Source organism: Arthrobacter sp. 2MCAF15 (assembly GCF_052115605.1).
Classification (GTDB): domain Bacteria; phylum Actinomycetota; class Actinomycetes; order Actinomycetales; family Micrococcaceae; genus Arthrobacter.
Genome location: NZ_JBFRGZ010000029.1, coordinates 1 through 20,738 on the forward strand (window position 1 = coordinate 1; position 20,738 = coordinate 20,738).

The 20,738-nt window shown below is 68.7% G+C and carries 18 protein-coding genes; 9 read left to right on the top strand and 9 right to left on the bottom strand.

Annotated features, from left to right (window positions below):
• The first annotated feature begins 283 nt into the window (after positions 1 to 283).
• Positions 284 to 823, top strand: a complete 540-nt coding sequence (locus AB4089_RS21430; RefSeq protein WP_441411290.1) for a DinB family protein — start codon at positions 284 to 286, stop codon at positions 821 to 823.
• 212 nt (positions 824 to 1,035) lie between these two features.
• Here the strand turns inward: AB4089_RS21430 and AB4089_RS21435 are convergent, their stop codons facing one another.
• The 3 genes from AB4089_RS21435 to AB4089_RS21445 form a co-directional block, all read right to left on the bottom strand.
• The gene (locus AB4089_RS21435; RefSeq protein WP_441411291.1) at positions 1,036 to 2,754 is read right to left on the bottom strand and encodes a thiamine pyrophosphate-dependent enzyme; all 1,719 of its coding nucleotides are present in this window, start codon (positions 2,752 to 2,754) and stop codon (positions 1,036 to 1,038) included.
• A gap of 230 nt (positions 2,755 to 2,984) precedes the next feature.
• Positions 2,985 to 4,604: a PucR family transcriptional regulator gene (locus AB4089_RS21440; protein WP_441411292.1), complete on the bottom strand. Its 1,620-nt coding sequence runs from the start codon at positions 4,602 to 4,604 to the stop codon at positions 2,985 to 2,987.
• A gap of 324 nt (positions 4,605 to 4,928) precedes the next feature.
• A complete protein-coding gene (locus tag AB4089_RS21445) occupies positions 4,929 to 5,798 on the bottom strand; it encodes a hypothetical protein (RefSeq protein WP_441411293.1) in 870 nt (289 codons plus the stop codon).
• Positions 5,799 to 6,017: 219 nt separating this feature from the next.
• Between AB4089_RS21445 and AB4089_RS21450 the strand changes: the two genes are divergently transcribed.
• Entirely contained in the window at positions 6,018 to 7,430 is a 1,413-nt protein-coding gene (locus AB4089_RS21450) for an MFS transporter (RefSeq protein WP_441411294.1), read from the top strand.
• 124 nt (positions 7,431 to 7,554) lie between these two features.
• Positions 7,555 to 8,517: an MBL fold metallo-hydrolase gene (locus AB4089_RS21455; RefSeq protein WP_441411295.1), complete on the top strand. Its 963-nt coding sequence runs from the start codon at positions 7,555 to 7,557 to the stop codon at positions 8,515 to 8,517.
• 152 nt (positions 8,518 to 8,669) lie between these two features.
• Here AB4089_RS21455 and AB4089_RS21460 read toward each other — a convergent pair whose 3' ends face one another.
• Positions 8,670 to 8,903: a hypothetical protein gene (locus tag AB4089_RS21460; RefSeq protein WP_441411296.1), complete on the bottom strand. Its 234-nt coding sequence runs from the start codon at positions 8,901 to 8,903 to the stop codon at positions 8,670 to 8,672.
• Positions 8,904 to 9,163: 260 nt separating this feature from the next.
• On the opposite strand from AB4089_RS21460, the gene AB4089_RS21465 reads away from it, so the two are divergent.
• Positions 9,164 to 9,757 (top strand): J-domain-containing protein, encoded by a 594-nt coding sequence (locus AB4089_RS21465; protein ID WP_441411297.1) that lies wholly within the window; start codon positions 9,164 to 9,166, stop codon positions 9,755 to 9,757.
• A 41-nt stretch (positions 9,758 to 9,798) separates the two neighbouring features.
• Here AB4089_RS21465 and AB4089_RS21470 read toward each other — a convergent pair whose 3' ends face one another.
• Positions 9,799 to 10,830 carry a LacI family DNA-binding transcriptional regulator gene (locus AB4089_RS21470; RefSeq protein ID WP_441411298.1) on the bottom strand — a complete coding sequence of 344 codons (1,032 nt, stop codon included), beginning with the start codon at positions 10,828 to 10,830 and terminating at the stop codon, positions 9,799 to 9,801.
• Between the two features lie 130 nt (positions 10,831 to 10,960).
• On the opposite strand from AB4089_RS21470, the gene AB4089_RS21475 reads away from it, so the two are divergent.
• The 3 genes from AB4089_RS21475 to AB4089_RS21485 all read left to right on the top strand — a co-directional run bounded on the left by AB4089_RS21475 (position 10,961) and on the right by AB4089_RS21485 (position 14,188).
• Positions 10,961 to 12,154: a Gfo/Idh/MocA family protein gene (locus tag AB4089_RS21475; RefSeq protein WP_441411299.1), complete on the top strand. Its 1,194-nt coding sequence runs from the start codon at positions 10,961 to 10,963 to the stop codon at positions 12,152 to 12,154.
• A gap of 1 nt (position 12,155) precedes the next feature.
• Positions 12,156 to 13,151 carry a Gfo/Idh/MocA family oxidoreductase gene (locus tag AB4089_RS21480; protein ID WP_441411300.1) on the top strand — a complete coding sequence of 332 codons (996 nt, stop codon included), beginning with the start codon at positions 12,156 to 12,158 and terminating at the stop codon, positions 13,149 to 13,151.
• A 140-nt stretch (positions 13,152 to 13,291) separates the two neighbouring features.
• On the top strand, positions 13,292 to 14,188 hold the full coding sequence (locus tag AB4089_RS21485) for an SDR family oxidoreductase (RefSeq protein ID WP_441411301.1): 897 nt from the start codon (positions 13,292 to 13,294) through the stop codon (positions 14,186 to 14,188).
• A gap of 151 nt (positions 14,189 to 14,339) precedes the next feature.
• On the opposite strand, the gene arfB is transcribed toward AB4089_RS21485, so the two are convergent.
• A complete protein-coding gene (arfB, locus tag AB4089_RS21490; protein ID WP_441411302.1) occupies positions 14,340 to 14,762 on the bottom strand; it encodes an alternative ribosome rescue aminoacyl-tRNA hydrolase ArfB in 423 nt (140 codons plus the stop codon).
• Positions 14,763 to 15,109: 347 nt separating this feature from the next.
• Between arfB and AB4089_RS21495 the strand changes: the two genes are divergently transcribed.
• On the top strand, positions 15,110 to 15,781 hold the full coding sequence (locus AB4089_RS21495; RefSeq protein WP_441411321.1) for a DUF4386 family protein: 672 nt from the start codon (positions 15,110 to 15,112) through the stop codon (positions 15,779 to 15,781).
• Here AB4089_RS21495 and AB4089_RS21500 read toward each other — a convergent pair.
• The 3 genes from AB4089_RS21500 to AB4089_RS21510 are packed head-to-tail and all read right to left on the bottom strand — an operon-like array spanning position 15,778 to position 19,248.
• A complete protein-coding gene (locus AB4089_RS21500) occupies positions 15,778 to 16,740 on the bottom strand; it encodes an aldose 1-epimerase family protein (protein WP_441411303.1) in 963 nt (320 codons plus the stop codon). The genes AB4089_RS21495 and AB4089_RS21500 overlap by 4 nt on opposite strands.
• Positions 16,741 to 16,742: 2 nt before the next feature.
• Complete coding sequence (locus tag AB4089_RS21505) at positions 16,743 to 17,981, bottom strand: ROK family transcriptional regulator (protein WP_441411304.1); 1,239 nt, start codon at positions 17,979 to 17,981, stop codon at positions 16,743 to 16,745.
• Between the two features lie 10 nt (positions 17,982 to 17,991).
• Positions 17,992 to 19,248, bottom strand: a complete 1,257-nt coding sequence (locus AB4089_RS21510) for an FAD-binding protein (protein ID WP_441411322.1) — start codon at positions 19,246 to 19,248, stop codon at positions 17,992 to 17,994.
• A gap of 280 nt (positions 19,249 to 19,528) precedes the next feature.
• On the opposite strand from AB4089_RS21510, the gene xylA reads away from it, so the two are divergent.
• On the top strand, positions 19,529 to 20,719 hold the full coding sequence (gene xylA / locus AB4089_RS21515) for a xylose isomerase (protein WP_441411305.1): 1,191 nt from the start codon (positions 19,529 to 19,531) through the stop codon (positions 20,717 to 20,719).
• Positions 20,720 to 20,738: the final 19 nt, after the last annotated feature.

Below are 20,738 nucleotides of genomic sequence, written 5' to 3' on the forward strand. Positions count from 1 at the left end.
TCATCCAGAATCGCGTGCTTCTGGTCGGTAGTGAAGTGCTTCCGGTTCGAAACACGAACAGGCATAACGAAATCCATGATGGACCTTCCCCCGCACTGCACCGGCTCCAGCAACAGGGAACCTGTCACACAACAGCCTGACACACAGGGCTTTTCCGGCGACGCGGAGAGTTTCCGGCGAGTTCGATGCCGAAGCGGGTGGGGCAGGCCGCGGACGGGAGGACAAGTGGACTAGCTCGGCGCGCCACGAGGCCGAGGAAAGCCGCGCCGCTAGACTCACGCGCATGACAATTGTGGACGATCAGGGCCGCCCCGAGCCTCCCCTTGCAGCCGACGAAGCCGCGACCCTCCTGGGTTTCCTGGACTTTCAGCGGGCCACGCTGGCGTGGAAGAGCGCCGGGCTGGACGCGGCCGGGCTCGGGGCGACCACGGCTGCCTCATCGATGACGCTGGGCGGACTGCTGAAGCACATGGCCTATGTGGAGAGCGAGTGGTTTTCCCGTTCCCTGCACGCACGGGATCGGGAGGCGCCGTTCGACACCGTGGACTGGAAGGCCACCCCGGACTGGGAGTGGGACTCCGCGGCGGAGGACACCCCGGACCAGCTGCGCACCCTGTGGCAGGACGCCGTGGACCGGTCCCGGGCCAGTGTCGCGGAGGCACTGGCGGAGGGCGGCCTCGACCAGCTGGCTAGGCGCCCGTGGCCAGATGGCTCAGCGCCGAGCCTGCGCTGGATCGTGTGCCACATGATCGAGGAGTACGCCCGGCACAACGGCCACGCCGACCTCCTCCGCGAAGCAGTGGACGGCCAGAGGGGCGAGTAGGTTCCGCCCGGATCTTGCCGGGGAGCGCCGCCGCCTGAGGACGGCCGCCCGCGCGCCGCTGGCGAAGTAGAGCTGAGGACCGCTGGCGAAGGACGGCGGACGACGACGGCGGGAGGCTCCCGCCGTCGTCGAAGTCGCCGGAAGCGTGCCGGCTCGCCGTCATGTTCCGGCGATCCCGCAGGATTCCGGCGACTTCGGGGCGGGCCGCGCCCCTAGTAGGCCTTGACCCGCTGTTCGACGACGAGGTGGATCAGGGCGAACACCCGGTCCCGGTCAATGGCGGCCAACGCTGCCTCGAGGGCGGCCGGCACGTCCTGGTCCTGGGTGACGGTGATGCCGAAGCCGCCGAAGGCCTGTGCCATCAGGCCGAAGTCGGGGTTCTTCAGCTGCGTGCCCGATACCCGGTCCGGGTAGTGCCGCTCCTGGTGGGTGCGGATGGTGCCGTATTCCTGGTTGTCCATCACGATGATCAGCGGCGTCGCCCCGTACTGCGCGGCCGTGGCGAGCTCCTGGCCGTTCATCAGGAATTCCCCGTCGCCGGCGATGGTGACCACCCGGCGTTCCGGGCTGGCCAGCGAGGCGGCAATGGCCGAGGGCACCGAGTAACCCATGGAGCCGTTCCGGGCACTGATCATCGAGGCGTAGCGCCGGGTGGGGAAGTACCGGTGCGCCCAATTGGTGTGTTCACCGGCCCCGAAGGTCACCAGCGCGTCCTCCGGCAGCAGCGGAACCAGGTTCGCCATCAGGGTGTCCATCTTCGCGGGCCCGTTGCCGGGGGCCGACGGCGGCAGGCTGGCGAAGGACTGCTGCTCGGCGCGCATCCGGGCCGTCCACGCCTTCCATTCCTCCTTGACCGGGAGGTCGATGTTGACCAGGTCCCGGACGAAGGCCTCCGGCTTGGCCAGGATCTGGCGGGAGACCGGGCCGGAGCGGCCGCGCAGCGAGGGATCGATGGTGACCAGGAAGTTCTTCTTGTTCCAGTCCTGCCGGCAGAGAAAGCCGTCCGTGATCACGTCCCCCGGGACCGTCCCGACGAAGACGAGCAGGTCGGTTTCCTCCAGGAGGTCATAGGTGGGGCGGGGCCGGCCGTAGCCGATCGGCCCCACGTAGCTGGGGGAGTCGAAGGAGACCGTCCCCTGCGTGCGCCATTCCGCCGCGGCCGGGATGTTGTGCTTTTCGAGCCACCCGGTGAGCTCCGAGGCCGCTTCCTGGTTCCAGTCGTTCCCGCCGGTGACAAAGAGCGGCTTCTTGGACTGCGCCAGGGCTTCGGTCAGGGCACCGGCATCGGTGCTGCTCATGCCGCCCGCCGCCACCGGGATGGCCGGGTGCAGGGCCGGATCAATCTCGACCCGGATGATGTCCTCCGGCAGGCCCACCACCACAGGGCCGGGACGGCCGCTCATGGCCGCGAACATTGCCTCCGCCACGATTTCGGAGGCCCGCTCGGGATGGTCCAGGACCATCACGCGCTTGGCTCCGGTGTCGAACCACGCCTTGATGTCGAACTCCTGGAACGCCTCGCGGTCACGGTGCGCGAACGGAATCAGTCCGACAAAGAGCAGCATGGGCGTGGAATCCTGCCATGCGGTGTGCAGGCCCACGTGTGCGTTCGCCGCCCCGGGGCCGCGGGTGACCATGGCGACGCCGGGGCGCTGGTTCAGCTTGCCGTCGGCCTCGGCCATGTAGGCGGCGCCGCCCTCGTGCCGGCAGACCACGGTCTCGATCTCAGAGCCGTGCAGCCCGTCGAGGACGTCCAGGAAGCTTTCCCCCGGCACAACGAAGGTGCGCTCGACCCCGTGCGCCACGAGCGAATCGACAATCACGTGGCCCGCGGACTTGAGGGTCCTGCCGAGGGCAGGGGTTCCCGGAACGGTGGCCGGAGCCTGGTTGAGAAGGTCGCCGTCGAACGGCTGCGTGTCAGTTACGGTCATGGTGGATGTGGACTCCGTTGTCATCACTACTGTTTCTGGTGGTTGGAATGGGGCAGTTCCGCCGGTGCGGCGGAGGGTATTTGAGAAGGGCGACCGGGCCCGGACCCCGGGGCTGGGCCGGGCTGCCTAGTCCGTTTCCGGTCCGGTGCAGAAGAAGCAGCCGTCCTCGCAGCCGTCTGCGGTCTGGCTTTCCGACGGCGGGGTGAGGGTGCTCGGTGGGTTTCGGCGGGTCATCGGGCTTCCAGTTCCTTGATGGGGGCGGGTTTCGTGGTTCGGAGGGAGTCGGTCCACTCCTGCACATGCAGGTGCGCGACCAGTGAATGGCGGGGATTGCCGAAGTCCAGTCCGGTGATCCGGCTGGCCTTGCCGATCCTGTAGTAGACGGTGTTCTTATGCAGCTGCATCCGCTTGGCGCAATCGGCCACGTCCAGGGAGGCGTCAAAGAATGCGCGGAGGGTCTCGGCCAGTTCCGCGTCGTCGCGGAGCAGGGCCCAGAGGCTGCGATGCCGGAAGGCCGCCGTCGTAAAGTTCTCCACGGCGTCGTGGAAGAGGATCTCGGCTTCGAAGTCGTCCACGGTGGCCACCGAGGCCCCGGCGGAGCGGCGCATGCAGCCCAGCAGTGCTTCGGATATTCCGGTCACGGAATGGATCGAGACCAGATCAGGAACCGTGGGTCCGACGGCGGCGTAGGGACTGATGCCGAGGTGCTTGCCGGCGTCTTTGACGATTGCCTCGGCCAGGCTCCGCAGCCCGGCCCCTGCGTTGGCGGACTGGAGCCCTGGAAGGATCACTGCGGTGTCGCCGTGAAACTGTCCCACAATGGCCGAGGGCTTGTAGGCGGCCGCATGGATGGACGCGAGGTTGGCCAGCTCGCCGTGTTTGAGCGCGGCATCGTCCATTTGGGCTTCGGCGGCCGACAAGCCAATCAGGATCAGGGCCGCGGGACGGTCTGCGGGGATCTTCTCGCTGTGCGCGCTCGCCGCTGCTTCCGCCGGACCCGACAACAGCCGCGCAATCCGGTCCTCGCGCATATGCACAGACTGCTGGTTCCGGTACCGGATCAGCTCGGCGGACGCCCGTGCGGCGGAGCCGGTGAGCACGTAGTCGACGTCGTCGCCGAAGCCGGCACCGGTTTCCTGAAGCCAGATGTAGCCCATGATGCGCTCGCCGGCGAACAGGCTGATGGCGACCCGCTCCCGCAGTCCGTCCTGGGGCCGGGCGGGAACCCGGACCGGCAGGCGAGTGCGATGCAACTCGCGGTAGGCGCCGAGGTCCTTGAGTAGGAGTTCGTACTTGCGCGGACCCCGCCGCGCCAGGATCGAGGCCTTGCGGAGCTCGTCGATGGCGTTGGTGACCGTGGAGTACGCAAGGACCTTGTTGGCGGCGTCCTCGATCACCACGTGGCTGGAGGTCAGCCGGGCAGTGGTCTGGGCGATGGCGAAGAGGTCTTCTTCGAGCAGGGTCAGGACTTCGCTCTGGTAGCTGCGCGGCTGGATCCGGTCCTTGGCGATGGACAGCAGCCGGTCCCAGTCAGCCGCCGGGTCCACCAGCAGCAGCCCGGTCCCGGCGGCGCGAAGCAGCTCTTCGGCCTCGGCCAGTTCCTCCTGGCTGCCCTTGACGGCCAGGACCAGGGGAGGGTTTTTGAGGAGCCGCCGCACTGCCGGCAAGGCAGAGCGTCCGCGGACGCCAATCAGCAGGACGAACGCGGACCCGCCGTCGGAGGTCTCGTCGTCGGCGTCAACGATCAGGAAGCGTTCGATCGCCGCGTCCGTGCGGTCCGGCCGGAGAATAAGGCTGGCGAAACCGAGCGGGAGATCCGCGAGGATGTCATCCACTGTAGCTGCGGCCATGGGCTTCCTTCTGACATCGGCACCCGCCCGGACTCCACTGTCCGGACACCCCATGCTATCCAGCGCCCACCGCCAAAAATATGGAAAAGCTCCTAAGTTACGCGGCCCGTTTTAGGTCTGCGGACCAAGGCACGCCGGCCCCCAAGTGCGCGCTACGTGGCGGCGAGCCGGCACCTTGAGTTCGACAACAGCGCCGCGGCCGCCGACGTCACCGTGTTTGCCGCGGCACTGGCGGCGGACGAAACCCCATCCATTGCTCCATAAGTGCCGTTATGGCTCCTCAAAAGGGCGTCTGCGGAGCAATCGATGGGGTCTTTGCCGGGGTCAGGAGCTTTCGATATCCCCGGGCGGTTCCTGCCAGGGCTCCGGGCCGGGGCCTGGACTGGGGCTGGCCCCGTCCAGGAGTTGCTGCTCGCCGCGCACCACCTGGTTGATGTAGAGGGTGAGGAAGTCCGCCTCGGTGCGGTAGTTGGCAGGGTCGGCCAGGGGCATCGTTGCCTGGACAAACAAGGTCCCGTTCTTGGCCGCCACGCGGAGGAAGTGGGCAGGGGGTCGACCCTTGAGGAAGATGGTGGCGATCACGGCGTAGCTTTGGTCAGCCTCGGTAAACGCCGAGGCCCGCTGGTAGGTCGCCGTGAACGTACCGTTCTCCATCGTCAGTCTGGCGGGGGAACAGTCCGGCAGTTTCCTCACGGAGGAGAACGCCAGCGCGAGCACCGCATCACGGTCCGCGGTCACCGCGACGAACACCGGCTCGGCGTCGGTTCCGCTGAAAGTCCCTGCCGCCGGCAATTCCCCGGACATCAGCATGGCCCACGCCAGCACTCCCGAGCACTTGGCCGGGCTCACCTGCGCCGACCCCGCGCCGAAGTGCAGGGATTGGTTTTCGTCCCATAACGGACCGCCGGTCAGGACCTCGCCGGTAACTCCGCCGGGCCCTGCCACGACGCCGGCCAGGGACTCCACCTCAGCCTGGGAGAACAGGCGGGCCGCTTTCGCGGGAGCCGACGGTGGGCTGCCGCCGTCCGGGGCCGCGGCGTCCCGGCTGGCTTCAATACCGGCGGCCGGCCCGGGCGACGCCGGCATGGACCGTGCGAAGGGACCACCGGCAGGCGAGAACGGAGCGCACGCAGTGAGCAGGCCCAGCGCGAGCACCGCCGCCCACGGGCGGCGACGTTTGTTTCCGAGTGCCATCGTGGTTCCCCCAACCTCGACCTGATGTGAGCACATCCTATGCCGCCGCGGCGGAACAGTCGCCAACACCACCCCATCCATTGCTCCATAGGTGCCGTTTTGGCCGGTCAGAACGGCACCTTTGGAGCAATCGACGGGGTTTTGGCGGTGCCGGTCAACAGGGGTACTGACAGTCACTCCCGGGCCGTCGCGGTCGCGCTTAGCCTAGAGGACGTGGGCGTGGCCAGTGGGCCGACGCCCACGCCCACGCCCAAGCCCACGCCGACGCCTGCGCCGACGCCACGTCTGCGGTGCGGCGACGCCGAGGGCGGGCATTTAGCACTCGGGACCGGCACGGGCACCACCTCCGGCACCGGCGACCTGACAGGAGACCACTACATGCACACGCGTCAGCGGCGAACGGGCGCTCCCAGCGCGGCCGGCCATCCCAGGGAAACAACGCGGGCCGTGCGGCGGCCGCGCCTGCTGGTATCGTCGGCGGCCCTGCTCTGGGGGCTGCAGTTCGCCTTCCTCAACCCTGCGCTGGCGCTCCTGCTGGTGGCGCTCTATGACGCAACCCCGGCAGATGTGGGGTGGGTCCTTGCCGTGTACAACGCCGGCGGATTCGTCGCGGCCCTGCTGGTGCCGGCCTATGCCGACCGCGTGAACAACTATCTGCGGCCACTCCTGGTCTGCGCCGCCCTGACCCTCGCCCTCGCCGGCGTGCTCGCCGGAACCACCTCGCTGCCGGTCGCCGTCGTCGGCCTGGTCGCCCTCGGCGGCCCGGCGGGAGTCGGTGTGTCGCTGCTCTTCGCGCACCTCAAGCATTCCGGTGCACCCCAATCGGACGTCATGAAGACCCGTGCCGTGGTCTCGGTCGCCTGGGTGGCCGGGCCGCCGCTGGCGACGCTTATTATGGGCACGCTCGGCAACCGGGCCATCCTGCTCGCCCTCGCCGCTGTGGCCCTGCTCAACATCGGCACGACGGCCGCCATGCTCCGCCGGAGACCGCCCGCGGACGGCGCCCCGCCAACCGCGACCAGCCACGACGACGGTCCGGCGCTGTCCCGGGCGGGCGTCGCCGCCGTCGTCCTCGCCTTCATCGCCCTGCAGGCAAGCAACAGCGCCGCGGTGTCGATCATGGGGCTGTTCGTGACTGGCCGGCTCGGGCTCGACGTCCTCTGGGCCGGCGTTRCCCTCGGCGTCTCTGCGGCCCTGGAGATTCCCGCACTGCTCCTGATTGGCAGGCTGAGCGCCCGTTTCTCCAGCCAGGCGCTGATCACCTCAGGCTGTGTAGCCGGGATTGCGTACTACACCGCCATGGCCTTCGTCGCGGACCCCATCGGCCTCATCGCCCTCCAGATCCTCAATGCGTGGTTCTTTGCGATTGTCGCCGGGATAGGCCTGACCCTGTTCCAGCAGATCATTCCCCGGCCGGGGCTGGCCTCGGGCCTGTTTGTGAACACCCGGCGCGTCGGCGCGATCGTGTCCGGCCCCATCATCGCCTTCGGATCGATGACAGCGCTCGGATACCAGGGAGTCTTCGCGGCCTGCGCCGGGCTCGCCGTCGTGGCCCTGGCAGCCATTTTGCTGACGCCGAGGTTGAAGCCCGCCGTTCCGGATCCGGACCGAGCCCGGAGCATGGCCGCCTAGGCGGGGTACGGCGCGTGGCGTGCACCGCCGACGTCGGGACCGGTCATCATGGAGTGTTGGTGCGTCGTAGCGGAACCCGACTTCCGCCGCACCCCCACTAATGCCACCGCACACAGGAGAACGCATGGACACGCCCCCGGAGCTGATCGACTTCACGACGGGAAGCCCACGTTCCGCCGATCTGGACGTGGCGTGGATCCACGGATCAGAGTCCGCAAAGCACAATACCGACCCGGACATCCAGGTCCATGCCTGCGACGAGCACACGTTCATCCTGCGCCAGAACATGGCCGTCAACTACGAGGCGCCGTTCATGTTCCTGCTGTTCGGCAACGACCGGGCCGTGCTCATCGACACCGGCGCCACCGCGTCCGCGGACTTCTTCCCCCTGCGCCGCGTTGTCGACGGCCTGGTGGACCGGTGGCTGGCCGCTCATCCCCGCGACGAATACCGGCTCCTGGTCCTCCATACGCATCCGCACGGGGACCATGTTGCCGGTGACGCCCAGTTCGCCGGCCGGCCCGACACCGTTCTGGTGGACGCGGGCCGGGAGAGCGCATGGGAATACTTCGGGTTTTCCGGCGACGGCGACGGCAGCAGCGACGACGACGGCGGCGGCGGCAGCAGCGGCGACGGCGGCGGCAGCAGCGACGACGGCGGCGGCGCCGCCGTTCAGACGGCGCACGTGGATCTGGGCGGACGCGTCCTGGAATGCTGGCCCAGCCCGGGGCACCACAATGCGGCGGTCACGTTCTACGATCCCCACACCGGGTTCCTGCTCACCGGAGACACGGTCTATCCCGGCCGGCTGTACATCCAGGACTGGTCCGCGTTTAGCCGCACCATCTGCCGGCTGATCCGGTTCAGTGGCATGCACCCCGTCACGCAGATCCTGGGCTGCCACATCGAAATGTCGAGGGAGCCCGGCGTCGACTATCCGATCTTCACCACCTACCAGCCCGAGGAACCACCACTGCAGATGACAGTGGACCAGCTCCGGGAGATCCGCCGGGCCATCGACGAAGTGGGCGGCCGTCCCGGCCGGCACGTGTTCCCCGGCTTCGTCCTCTGCATCGAAGGGGACTGAACCGGCCAGCCCACTCGGCGGGCAGTCCCTCGGCGAGTGGGCACTTCGCGGCAATGTTCGTGACAAACATTGCCGCGAAGTGCCATCTCGGCCAGACGCCGGGGGGGCCGCCGGAATCCTTGCGCAAACCTGCGGTTGCGGTGCGCTGCTGCCTAGCGCAGTGCGGCGTTTTCCGCGTCCTCGGGCTCGACGAAATTGCATGAGCCAGGGTGGCGCACGGGCAACGTGCAGGTGCGCCCGGTGGGCAGGTGGACGTTGCCGCACCATCCCGCCATGGCCACGTCTTCGCGGACATGTGTGACGTGCGTGCTGCCCTGATCCTGCGGCGCTTCCTCGCGGCTGGTGGGTTGGGGGCTTCCGGACGCACTCTGGTTTTGGCTGTTCACGGCTGCAACTCCTCGGGACCTGCTGTGCAGAAGGGATGGGAAGGATGCTTAGTTTTATCCGAAGCCACCAGCTTCGCACGGGTGGGTTAACACCGAGTTACGGGCATGTAAGGATCTGCCCAGCCTGGGCGCGGGACCCAGTGCGGGAACCCTGAGCGAAATCTCCGGGCAGGCCTTTTGCCACCACCGGGCCGTTACTCATACTGGAAAGGCAGATCCGCGATTCCGGGCGAGGACGGTGGTGGCTGATGAGCAGCGGCGTGAGTGGTTCCAGCAGTGCGTTCCGGCGCCGGGTGGAGCGTGCCGCGGAACTCCGGGCGGTGCGGGCCTCGGGCAGCACTGCCCAGGAGAATGACGCGGTCCACGCCGCCGAGGAGGAACTCCGGCAAAAGCGCGCCAGGATCGACGACGCCGCCAAGGCCGAATACCTGATCCGCGACGCCATGGCACAGGGCAAGTTCGACAACCTCAAGTACGCCGGCAAACCCATTCCGGGCCTGGGCGAGGCGTATGACCCGGACTGGTGGGTCAAGGGCCTGATCCAGCGGGAGAACATCTCCGGCCTGGGCCCGAAAGCGATCCTGCTCCGCACCGAGGACGCCGAGCTGGATGCCCGGCTCGACGCCCAGTTCAGCGAAAAGCAGGTGCGCGAGATCGTGGCGGACTTCAACGCCCGGGTCATCGACGCCCGGCGGCAGCTCCAGGGCGGGCCGCCCGTGGTCACCAAGACGCGCGACGTCGACGTCGAACTGGACCGCTGGCGGGGGCGCCGGGCTGCCGCGGCCGCCGCTGCCCCGCCCGAGCCGGCACCGAAGCAGTCTTGGTGGCGGCAGCTTTGGAGCGGGACGGGTTAAGCGATGGCGGGCTAAATGCCGGCCGGCGAAGTGACGGCGGGTTAAGCGCCGGCCGGGGCGTGCCCGCTGGAGCCGCGCACCACCAGTTGCGTCGGAACGAGGTGCAGACGCTGCGGAAGATCCCTGTGTTCCCGCCGTTCCAGGATGAATCTGCCCGCTTGCAGGCCCACGGCGAAGTTGCCGTTGTCCACTGAGGTCAGGGACAGGTGGCGGATCCGGGCGAGATACGTGTTGTCGTAGCCGACCAGCGAGAGATCGCCCGGCACGGACAGGCCCTGGTCGGCGGCGGCCGAGAGCGCGCCGATGCAGGCGAGGTCGTTGAAGGCAAAGATCGCGGTGGGCCGCTGCGGTCCCGCGAGCAGGCGGCGCGCGGCGTCGTACCCGCTTTCCTCACTCATTCCGCCGGCCACCACCCACGGGGCAAGCCCGGCGTTCCGCATCGCATCCTCGTAGCCTTCGCGCCGCAGCCGGCCGATCTCGCCGGGACCCTGAAGGTGGGCGACGCGCCGGTGGCCAAGGGCAATGAGGTGCTCGGCGGCCTGGCGGGCGCCGGAGACGTCGTCGTCCACCACGATGTCGGCGCCGGGCAGCGCGGGCTCCCGGGTGCCGGCCAGGACCACCGGCACGCTGGCGATGGCGGCCTCCAGGGCCGCCTCTTCCGGGGTGGTGCCGACGACGACGAGGCCGTCGATGCGCTGCTCGAGCAGGGTGTCCACGGAGCGGCGGCCCACCCGGTGGTCGGTGTAGGAATCGACGAGGACGGGGGAGACGCCCGCCGCGTGCAGCGTCGCGCTCAGGCCCTCGAGGAGTTCGACAAACCAGGGATTCCGGAGGTCGTTCAGCAGCACGCCGACGGTCCCGCTGCGCGGGCTGGACAGCCCGCGGGCCAGCTGGTTGGGCTTGTAGTCGAGTTCGGCCATCGCGTCCAGGACGGCCTGGCGGCGTCCGGCGCCGACGTTGGAGGACCCGCCAAGCACCAGGGAAACGAGGGACTTGGACACTCCGGCGCGCTCGGCGACGTCGCGGATTGTGGGCCGGCGGGGCGGTGGGCCGGGGGCCGGCGGGTGGTTCATGACGCTCCTCCTGTGGATGCCGTCCCAGCATAAGGGGTTGACGAGGGATCCCGACACCGTCCATTATGGACCGGTCCAAGTCTTTGTCCAAGTAGTCATCCAAGCAGATGTCCAGCAGTGAGGAATAGTTATGAGTGCACCAAAGTCCGGGCGGCTCATCGCCGGGATGGTCGGCGGCGGCGCGGGCGCCGACATCGGCAAGACGCATCGGTACGCGATGCGGCTGGACGGGCAGTTCGAGCTCCTGGCCGGCGTGTTCGGCCGGGACCGCGGCCGCTCGGCCGCCCTCGCCGCGGAATTAGGCATTCCGGAAGACCGCGCCTACGCCAGCTACGGCGAGATGGCGCGGGCCGAGACAGCCCGCGGGGATGGCGTCGACGTCGTGGCCGTAGCCACCCCCAACGACAGCCACTTTGAGATCGCCCGCGCCTTCCTGGAAGCCGGGATCTCGGTGGTCTGCGAAAAACCCCTGACGCAGGATTCCGCCACCGCCGCGGAACTGGTGCGGATCGCCGCTGAGCACGACGCCGTGCTCGCCGTCCCGCACTGCTACTCCGCCTACGCCATGGTCCGGCACGCGGCCCGGCTGGTGCGCGACGGCCGGCTCGGCGCGGTCACGTTTGTCGACGTCGAACACGCCTCCGGCTGGGCCGCGACGCCGCTGGAACTGCTGGGGCACAAGCAGGCGTCCTGGCGCACCGATCCCGACGTCGCCGGCTTCCCCAGCGTGGTAGGTGACCTCGGCACCCACGCCTACCACCTGCTGCGCTACATCACCGGGCTCGACGCCGAGCGGCTCTCCGCACGGCTGAAAACCCTCGTGCCCCAGCGCCGCGTCTTCGACCACGCCACGGTGGAAATGGACCTCTCCGGCGGCGTCCCGGCACGGCTGTGGGCCAGCATGGCCGCCACCGGCCACAACCACGGCCTGCGCATCCGGGTCTTCGGCGAAAAGGGCAGCCTCGAGTGGCAGCACGAGGACCCGCACCACCTCACGCTGCAGGACCTCGACGGCACCACCACCATCCTCACCCAGGGGCTCAGCACGCTCTCCGAGGACGCCACACGCCTCACCCGGGTGGGCCTGGGCCACCCCGAGGGCTTCCTCGAGGCCTTCGCCAACTTCTATGTCGACCTCGCCGAGGTGCTCCTCGCCCGCCGCGACGGCACAAGACTCTCGCCCCGCGAACTGAGCTTCCCCACCGGCCGCGACGGCCTAATCGGCGTCCAGTTCGTCGAAGCGGTGGCCGCCTCGCACACCAACGACGCCGGCTGGATCACGCCGAAGTCGGCCCTCTACGAACTCCACGAGACAGGACGCTGACATGCTGCGCTTCGCCCTCCTTGGGGCCGGTTTCATCGGCTCCGTCCACGCCGCCAACCTCGCCGCCCATCCCGGCGTCGACTTTTCCCGGGTCTATGACATCGACCAAAACCGGGCCAAGACCCTGGCCTACACGCACGGAGCCCGCGCCGCCGCGGACCTGGACGAGGTGTTCGATCCCGAACACATTGACGCGGTGTTCATCGCCTCCTCAACTGACACCCACGCCCAGCACCTGGTCCGCGCCGCCGACGCCGGTCTGGCCGTGCTGTGCGAAAAACCGATTGACCTGGACCTTGACCGGGCCCGAGAGGCGGCCGCCCACGCCGCCGGGCGCGCCGTGCCGGTCATGGTCGACTTCAACCGCCGCTTCGACCGCGACTATGCCGAACTCAAGCGGATCATCGACGCCGGCGGGATCGGCGACGTCGAACTCCTCCAGCTCACCACCCGCGGGCCGTCCATCCCGCCGCTGTCCTACATCGCCACCTCCGGCGGCCAGATGCGGGACCAGACCGTGCACTTCTTCGACCTCGCCCGCTGGCTTACCGGGCTGGACCCGGTGGAAGTCTTCGCTGTGGGATCCGCCCTGGCCGATCCCCGCCTGGCCGAGTACGACGACGTGGACACCTCCGCGGTCACGCTGCGGCTGCCCACCGGGGCGCTGGTCCAGATCGACAGCGCCCGGCGCACGGGCTACGGCTACGACGAGCGGATCGAGGTCATGGGTTCCGCCGGCCTGGTCGAGGCCGGCCGCCGCCGCACCGGAGCCGTGTCACGCTACAGCGCCGGCCAGGTGGTGGACGACGGGCTGCACCCCGGGTGGTTCGAGCGCGTCCAGCCCACCTACGCGGCGGCCCTGGACCACTTCGTTGCCGCGGTAGCGGGCGGAACTGCCCTGGCGCCGTCGCTCGATGACGGGCTCAGGGCCCAGGCCATCGCGGAGGCCGCCACACGCTCCCTGCGCACGGGCCGGTCCGAGCCGATCGAGTATTAGGACCGTCTTCGCACGGCGGGACCGGCGTGGCCGGCTCCGCCGTGCTCACCGATCAAAGGCTGCCCCCTAGCTTCTTCGGCGGCACGGACTACCCTGCTCTTAGCTGGGTCTTTCCGCGAAGAGAGTAGCTAGGAGCACCAATGTCTGAACAGGAACCTGTCCTGGTGGTCGGCGCAACGGGACATCTCGGCGGCCAGGTGGTCGACCGGCTTCTCGCCAACGGCAAGAAAGTGCGCGCGCTCGTCCGCCCGGCCTCGGACGCAGGAAAACTCCAGGCCAAAGGCGTCGAGATAGCCCGCGGCGACATGCTCGACCTCGAATCGCTCGTCTCCGCCATGACCGGCACCGCCGCGGTCATCACGACGGCGGCCGGCTACACCGGGAAGAACAAGAACGCCCACGAGATCGACACGCGTGGCAACACCAATCTCGCCCTCGCCGCCAGCAAAGCCGGGGTGCCGCGCTTCGTGCTCACCAGCATCCTCACCAGTGACCAGACACCCGGCGTGCCGCATTTCTGGCACAAGAAGCTCACCGAGGACAAACTCGAAGAACTCGGGGTCCCCTTCGTCGCGCTGCGGCCGGGAGCATTTTTCGACCAGGTCGCCCTGATGGGCGGTGACCCGTTCGAGAAGGGCCGCATCATCTGGCTCGGCTCCAAAAACGTCCCGCTGACGTTCGTGCTGGCCAGCGACCTCGCGGCTTACCTCGCCGCGGCCGTCGACGCGCACGTCGCCGATGGGGAGCGCATCGATATCGGCTGGACTCGCCCGATCAGCATGCGGGAAGGCGCCGCCCTGGCGTCCAAACGGGCGGACAAGAAGATCAGGGTCCTGTCCATGCCCGCCGGAGTGCTTCGCACCGTGGGCAAGGTTGCGGGAAAGTCCGCCCCGCTCATGAGCGACATGGGAGCCATGGCGGCCTGGTTCGATACCGGACGCTACGTGGCGAATACGAGCCGCCAGGCAGAGGTTTTCGGTCCCGTGCCAACCCCGGAAGACGCCATCGCCCGCTTCGCAGCCCGGCTGGGCCACTGAGGAGCGACGCCCTGGTGGTGCCCACCGACGCCGCGCCCGGACAGGAGACGCCCGGATCAGGGACGACGGCGGAGGGAGGCCCCGCCGTCGTCGTCGTCCAACGCGCCTTCCGGTGACCGGATGCGGGCCCGCCCAAAATTTCTGGGCGGCGCTACTCGGCGATGGGCCGCTGCCGTTGCCGCTTCGTCGCCGACCGCTGTTCCTTGGCGGCGAGGCGCCGGCGGTTCGAGCCCCGGGTGGGCTTGGTAGGCCGGCGTGGGGCGGCTCCGGGACCAAGGCCTTCTGCCACGAGGTCCGCGAGCTTGGCCAGGGCGAGCTCGCGGTTCCGTAGCTGGGAACGCCGCTCCGAGGCGGTCACGGTGATCACCCCGGCGATCAGGCGTGGTCCGAGGCGGGCGATCAGCATCAGCCGCTGGCTCTCCGAAAGAACCGCCGAGCTGGCCACGTTCCACGAGAGCTCGGCCCGGCTGTCCGTGGTGTTGACGTGCTGGCCGCCCGGCCCGGACGAACGCGAGAACCGCCAGCCGAGTTCCGACGCGGGAATCGTGAGCGCGGGCGATACCTCCAAGTCCATGCACCAAGCGTTGCACGATTTTGGCGCGCACGGCCGAAGTCGCCGGAAAGCTGCCCGTTCGCCGGAAAATTCCGGCGAATTCGCAGGTTTCCGGCGACTTCGCCGGGCTCGAGGCTCAGGGCTCAGGGCTCGAGGCTCAGGGCACGGGGCGGCAGACCATGGCTTCGCGGGCACGACCGGCGTAGCCTGCGCATAGGCGCACGCATCGCGCCCTGCACGCCAGCACGAAGCAGGCGATTCCCACGGAAAAGTTTGGCACAGCAGACAGTCCGAGCCCGCGGCCGGCGGCGTCGGACGAACCAGGGCGCCTGCCGCCGTCGCGCGGGCCGCTGCGCCTCGCGGCCACGCTGGCGTTTGCCGGCTTCGCGGTGTCCGTCGTCGCCGGGCTGCTCCATGCCGACACGGCCAATGCCAACGACCACGCGGCGACGTTCGCCGAATACGCCCGCAGCGGCATCTGGACCGCCGTCCACCTGGGCCAGTTCGCCGGCATGACGCTGCTCATCTCAGGGCTGCTGGTCCTGCTGGTGGTCCTGAAAGCGCCGGACGGCGCCATGGCCTGGACGGCCCGCTTCGGCGCCGTGGCGGCCGTCGTCGCGCTGGCCCTGTATGCAGCGCTCCAAGCCGTGGACGGGGTTGCCCTCAAGCACGCCGTAGACGCCTGGGCCGCCGCCGCGGAACCGGAGAAAACCGCCCGGTTCGCGACCGCCGAGGGCATCCGCTGGCTGGAGTGGGGCATGCGCAGCTACCAGAGCTTCGTGCTGGGCGCGGCCCTGCTCCTGACCGGCACCGTGGTTGTCGGGGCGCGACGCGTCGCCCGGCTGATCGGCTACCTCATGGCGCTCTCCGGACTGGCGTACCTTGCCCAGGGCTGGATCATCGGTGCCGAAGGCTTCTCCCCGGCCAACACCATCCCGACACTTGCCGGGATTGTCCTGATCCTTGTGTGGACCCTGTGGCTTCTGGCCAGCGCATGGTTCGGCGGGGGTGCGAACCGGGGCCTCCGGATCCGGGCTTAGGACTGCTGGTAGCGGATACCCCAGCTGAGGTGCCACGTCTCGCCGGGGCCCAGCCAGCGCAGCCCCTCGCCGCTGTTGAGGGCATTGGCCGGAGCCGTCATCGGTTCCACGGCGACGGCAGTGACGAGGCCGCCGCTGTCGCCGGGGAAGATCCGGGTGGTGAAGGACTGCACATAGCCAAAGGACGCATCCATGAACAGCTGCACCTGGCGGCCGTCCGGGGCTTCGAGATAGTGCCGCGAGCTGCCATCCGGTTCCCGGCGGACGTCGCCCCACGCGTCATCGAGGTCGACGGCGCCGACGCGTTGCCCTGCCCGGAAGTCATGCCGGGTCCCGCCGACGGCTGTGGTGGCGCCGGTCGGGTTCAGCCGTTCGTCGACTTCGATGTGCGTGTCGGCATTGATGAACAGTTTCAGGTCTTCGGTCGGGACGGTGCCCAGCTTGAGGAAGGGATGGGCACCGACGGCGACCGGGGCGGACCGGCTGCCCGTATTGGTCAGGCCGTGCGTGACGAGGAGCCCGTCTACGGTGAGCTGGTAGCGGACCGTTGTCCCGAGTTCAAAAGGGTAGCCCGGTGCGGGGGTGACATCGGCGGCCAGCGTGATGCTGTCCGCCGTCCGGCCCGCGACGCTGTACGCGGCACCGGACAGCAGACCGTGCAGGGCGTTGCCGTTGGCCGGTTCCGTGATCGCCAACTGCTGCGGGGCGCCGTCGTGGGTCCACTTTCCGCCCGCCACGCGGTTGGGCCACGGCACCAGGACCCAGCCCGCGCACGACGGCGGTGCGGACGCGGCAGGGTAATCCTGCAGGAGGGCGACGCCGTCGACCTCCAGGGCGCGCAGGCTCGCGGCGATTTCCGTCACGACCGCTCGTTGGCGGCGGCCGCCCAGCGCTGCCAGAAGTTCGTAGTGCTCGCCCATGGGCGAGATGACCTGCTTCTGCACTGCTTGGTTCTGCATGGTCAGCCTGTCTGTGACGCGGGTGCGTGTCCGGGTGATGGCGCGGTGGCGGTTCCGATGCCCGCGGGATCGGCAAGGAATTGTGCGAAGGCCAGCTCCGCGGCTCCGATCATCATCAGATTCGAACCGAGCGCCGCCCGGTAGATCTTGACCTGGCCCGCGGGGCCGTCCAGGGCCTGGGAGAGCAGCGCTTGGTTCAACGACGTCGGGGCGAGCGCATGCAGCGTCCCCAGGAAACCGCCCAGGACGATGGCCTCCGGGTTGAAAATGTTCACGGCATTGCGGAGCGCGATGCCCAGATACAGAAGCTGGCGCGCCACTTCGTCGTCCACCCTGGCGGTGTTGCTGCTGGCCAGCGCCTCTTCGAGGTCGGCGGCGTCGCCGCTGCCCAAGCCGGCCAGTTCGCGGAGCCGGGACTGGGACACTTCGGTTTCCAGGCAGCCCGTGGCGCCGCAGTGGCACGTGGTGCCTCCGGAGCGGACAAAGGTGTGGCCGAGTTCCCCGGCGTAGCCGGACGCGCCCCTGAGCAGTTGCCCGTCGGAGATGATCCCGCCGCCAATGCCGCTGGCGCCGCCGTTGAGGTAGATCAGGTTCCCCTGCCCGGCGCCGGCCCCGAAAATCATCTCGGCCTCGGCGCCCAGGGAGGCGTCGTTGGCGGCCTGGCACGGGTAACCCGTGGCCTCACCCAGCATCCGGGCGACCGGTTCATTGCGCCAGCCCAGATGCGGTGCATGCCGCACGACGCCGTCGTCGCGGTTAACCAGCCCGGGCACGGCCATGCCGATGCCGGTGATCCGGTAGGAGGCATCCAATTCGGAGCGCATCCCGGCGATCACAGCCGAGGCGATGTTCACCGCTTCCCGGGCGCTGGGGATCCGTTCGGTTGGGAAGCGGATCTTCTTTTGCACTTTCCCGCCGAGGCTGACCAGGCCGATGGTGACGGCGTCGATTTCCGGATTGACGGCCAGCGCCGCAACCGACGGGCTGGGATGGACCTCCGGACTGGGCCGGCCCACCTGCCCCTCACCGGCCGGCGCCGTTTCATAGACCAGGCCCAGGGCCACGAGCTGGCCGATCAGCGTGCCGACAGTCGAGCGGTTCAGCCCCGTCTGCCGCGTCAGCTGGGCGCGGCTGAGGACGCCGTGGTGATGGACAAGGGAGGTCAGCAGCGACAAATTATTGCGGCGCGACGGGTCCGGCTCGCTGGCAGCGGCGGAAACGGGGGTACGTGGAGGCATCATCGTGACACTATCAGCGGCCGAACACCGTGCGGTCCAGGAAGGCGTTGCGGAATTTTCCGTCCGGATCCAGGCGGCCGGCCAGCGCGGTGAACTCGGCAAAGCGGGGATACAGCGGGGCGAGCCCGGCGGCGCCGGCGTGGAACAGTTTGCCCCAGTGCGGCCTGGCGTCGAACGGGGCCAGTTCCGCTTCGAGGAGCGGCAGGATTGCCCTGACCGCCGGTTCGTCCTGGCGCCAGGTGAAGTGCAGGCCGATCCCGTCCCGGCCGTAGTTGGGGCTGAGCCACAGCTCGTCCGCCGCGATGGTCCGGATTTCCCCGACCAGCAGCAGGGGAGTGACCACGTCGGAGAGCTTGCGCATCGTGCGGAGGGCCTCCACGGCGTGCTCGCGCGGGATCAGGTATTCGCTCTGCAGCTCGTCGCCCTTGCTGGGCGTGAACTCCATCCGGAAATGCGCGAGCCTGTCGGCCCACGGTCCGGGGATACCGAGTTGCTGGGTGCAGTTGCTTCCGGACACGCCGGGCAGCGGGTGACGGGCCTGGGTGGCCGGCGTACCGCAGAAGAATTCCGGCAACCCGGCGGGCAGCACGGCCCGGTCCGTACGGTTCTTGAGCCACGCCTGGCCCACCGCCGGCCCGCTCCAGTCGGTGAACAGGCTCACGCTGTAGGCCGAAGAGGTCAGGGTGTCGAAACTCTCCAGGACCTGGTCCCAGTCGAGGCCTTCAAAGACGCTCTGGGCAATCTCGAAACTCGGCTCAATGTCCAGGGTAAGCCGGCTGACAATGCCCAGGGCGCCCAGTCCCACCACCATGCCGGCGAAGTCGGGATCGCCGCGGCGGGCCGAGACCACCGTGCCGTCGGCAGTAACCAGCTCGAGCGCCGCCACGGCCGTGGCGAGGTTCCCGTTGCCGTCGCCGGAACCATGTGTGGCGGTGGCAACGGCTCCCGCCACCGAGATGTGCGGCAGGGAGGCGAGATTGTGCAGGGCGAAGCCGTGGCGCTGGAGCTCCGCCGCGAGCGTCCCGTAGCGCGTGCCGCCGCTGACGCTGACGGTCATGGCCTGGGCATCGATGCTGATGCCGGCGTCGAGCCTGTCCAGCACCACCAGGGTCCCGGAGGTGTCCGCGATGTCATTGAACGAGTGGCGGGACCCCAGCGCGCGGACCTTTCCGGCGCCGGCCACGACTTCCTGCAGCTCGGCGACGCTGGCCGGATGGGACATTTTCGCCGCCTGGTAGCCGTAGTTTCCTGCCCAGTTGCGCTCGGTCACCAGCTGGTCGATCACGGTTGAATCCTTCACTCCGGGCCCCTTTGGCTATGTGCATCCCTGTTCGTGCCTCATCGGCGGCACTATTTGCTGTTGTTCACAACATAACAGCCGTTTCCGCATAATGCTACGGAAATCCGCTGTGAATAGTCGCAGTGGGGCGGGCCGGTTTGTGGAAGTTTTCATCAGCGTGTGGTTGACACCACAGAAATTCATAATATGTTTGTGTGTAGAACAATTCATTCTGAACCCCCGGCAACACATCTACCCCTCGGAGAAGTCAATGACGATTCAGCCCACCCGCGATGACAAGTTTTCCTTCGGCCTCTGGACGGTCGGCTGGGAGGCCCAAGACCAGTTCGGCTCCGCCACCCGCCCGCCGCTGGACACGGTCGAAGCCGTCAACCGGCTCAGCGACCTCGGCGCCTACGGCATCACCTTCCACGACAACGACCTCTTTCCCTTCGGCTGCTCCGCCTCCGACCGCCAGCGCGAAATCGACCGGCTGAYGGGCGCGCTGAAGGCCACCGGAATGATCGTGCCGATGGTCACCACCAACCTGTTCAGTCACCCGGTCTTCAAGGACGGCGGCTTCACCAGCAATGACCGCGGCGTCCGGCGCTTCGCCCTGCGCAAGGTGCTGGACAACATCGACCTCGCCGCCGAGCTCGGCGCCGAAACCTTCGTCATGTGGGGCGGCCGCGAGGGCAGCGAGTACGACGCCGCGAAGGACATCCGCGGCGCCCTGGAACGCTACCGCGAAGCCGTGAACCTGCTGGGCGACTACGTCACGGACAAGGGCTACAACATCCGGTTCGCCATCGAGCCCAAGCCCAACGAACCCCGCGGCGACATTCTGCTGCCCACCCTGGGCCACGCCCTGGCCTTCATCGAAACGCTCGAGCGCCCCGAACTGGTGGGCGTCAACCCCGAAACCGGGCACGAGCAGATGGCCGGCCTGAACTTCACGCACGGGATCGCCCAGGCGCTCTACCAGGGCAAGCTGTTCCACATAGACCTCAACGGCCAGCGCAGCATCAAGTTCGACCAGGACCTGGTGTTCGGCCATGGCGACCTGCAGAACGCGTTCTCCCTGGTGGACCTGCTGGAAAACGGCGGTCCCGACGGCGGTCCGGCTTACACCGGCCCGCGCCACTTCGACTACAAGCCCAGCCGCACCGAGGACATCGACGGCGTGTGGGACTCCGCCGCCGCCAACATGCAGACCTACCTGCTGCTCAAGGAGCGCGCCAAGGCCTTCCGCGCCGACCCCGAGGTCCAGGCGGCGCTGCAGGCCTCGCGTGTGGCCGAAATCAACGAACCCACGCTGAACCCGGGCGAGGGCTACGAGCAGCTGCGCGCCGACCGCGCTTCCTACGAGGACTTCGACGCCGATGCCTACTTCGGCGGCAAGGGCTTCGGCTTCGTGAAGCTGCAGCAGCTCTTCATCGAGCACCTGCTCGGCGCCCGCTGATCCCGTGACGGACGCTCCC

What these genes read in the sequence shown, in the direction of transcription:
- AB4089_RS21440 (WP_441411292.1), bottom strand. Translation starts at nt 4,604, where the DNA reads ATGGCCGCAGCTACAGTGGATGACATCCTCGCGGATCTCCCGCTCGGT.
- AB4089_RS21455 (WP_441411295.1), top strand. Translation starts at nt 7,555, where the DNA reads ATGGACACGCCCCCGGAGCTGATCGACTTCACGACGGGAAGCCCACGT.
- AB4089_RS21505 (WP_441411304.1), bottom strand. Translation starts at nt 17,981, where the DNA reads ATGATGCCTCCACGTACCCCCGTTTCCGCCGCTGCCAGCGAGCCGGAC.
- AB4089_RS21430 (WP_441411290.1), top strand. Translation starts at nt 284, where the DNA reads ATGACAATTGTGGACGATCAGGGCCGCCCCGAGCCTCCCCTTGCAGCC.
- AB4089_RS21485 (WP_441411301.1), top strand. Translation starts at nt 13,292, where the DNA reads ATGTCTGAACAGGAACCTGTCCTGGTGGTCGGCGCAACGGGACATCTC.
- arfB (WP_441411302.1), bottom strand. Translation starts at nt 14,762, where the DNA reads ATGGACTTGGAGGTATCGCCCGCGCTCACGATTCCCGCGTCGGAACTC.
- AB4089_RS21480 (WP_441411300.1), top strand. Translation starts at nt 12,156, where the DNA reads ATGCTGCGCTTCGCCCTCCTTGGGGCCGGTTTCATCGGCTCCGTCCAC.
- AB4089_RS21445 (WP_441411293.1), bottom strand. Translation starts at nt 5,798, where the DNA reads ATGGCACTCGGAAACAAACGTCGCCGCCCGTGGGCGGCGGTGCTCGCG.
- AB4089_RS21475 (WP_441411299.1), top strand. Translation starts at nt 10,961, where the DNA reads ATGAGTGCACCAAAGTCCGGGCGGCTCATCGCCGGGATGGTCGGCGGC.
- AB4089_RS21500 (WP_441411303.1), bottom strand. Translation starts at nt 16,740, where the DNA reads ATGCAGAACCAAGCAGTGCAGAAGCAGGTCATCTCGCCCATGGGCGAG.
- AB4089_RS21470 (WP_441411298.1), bottom strand. Translation starts at nt 10,830, where the DNA reads ATGAACCACCCGCCGGCCCCCGGCCCACCGCCCCGCCGGCCCACAATC.
- AB4089_RS21435 (WP_441411291.1), bottom strand. Translation starts at nt 2,754, where the DNA reads ATGACCGTAACTGACACGCAGCCGTTCGACGGCGACCTTCTCAACCAG.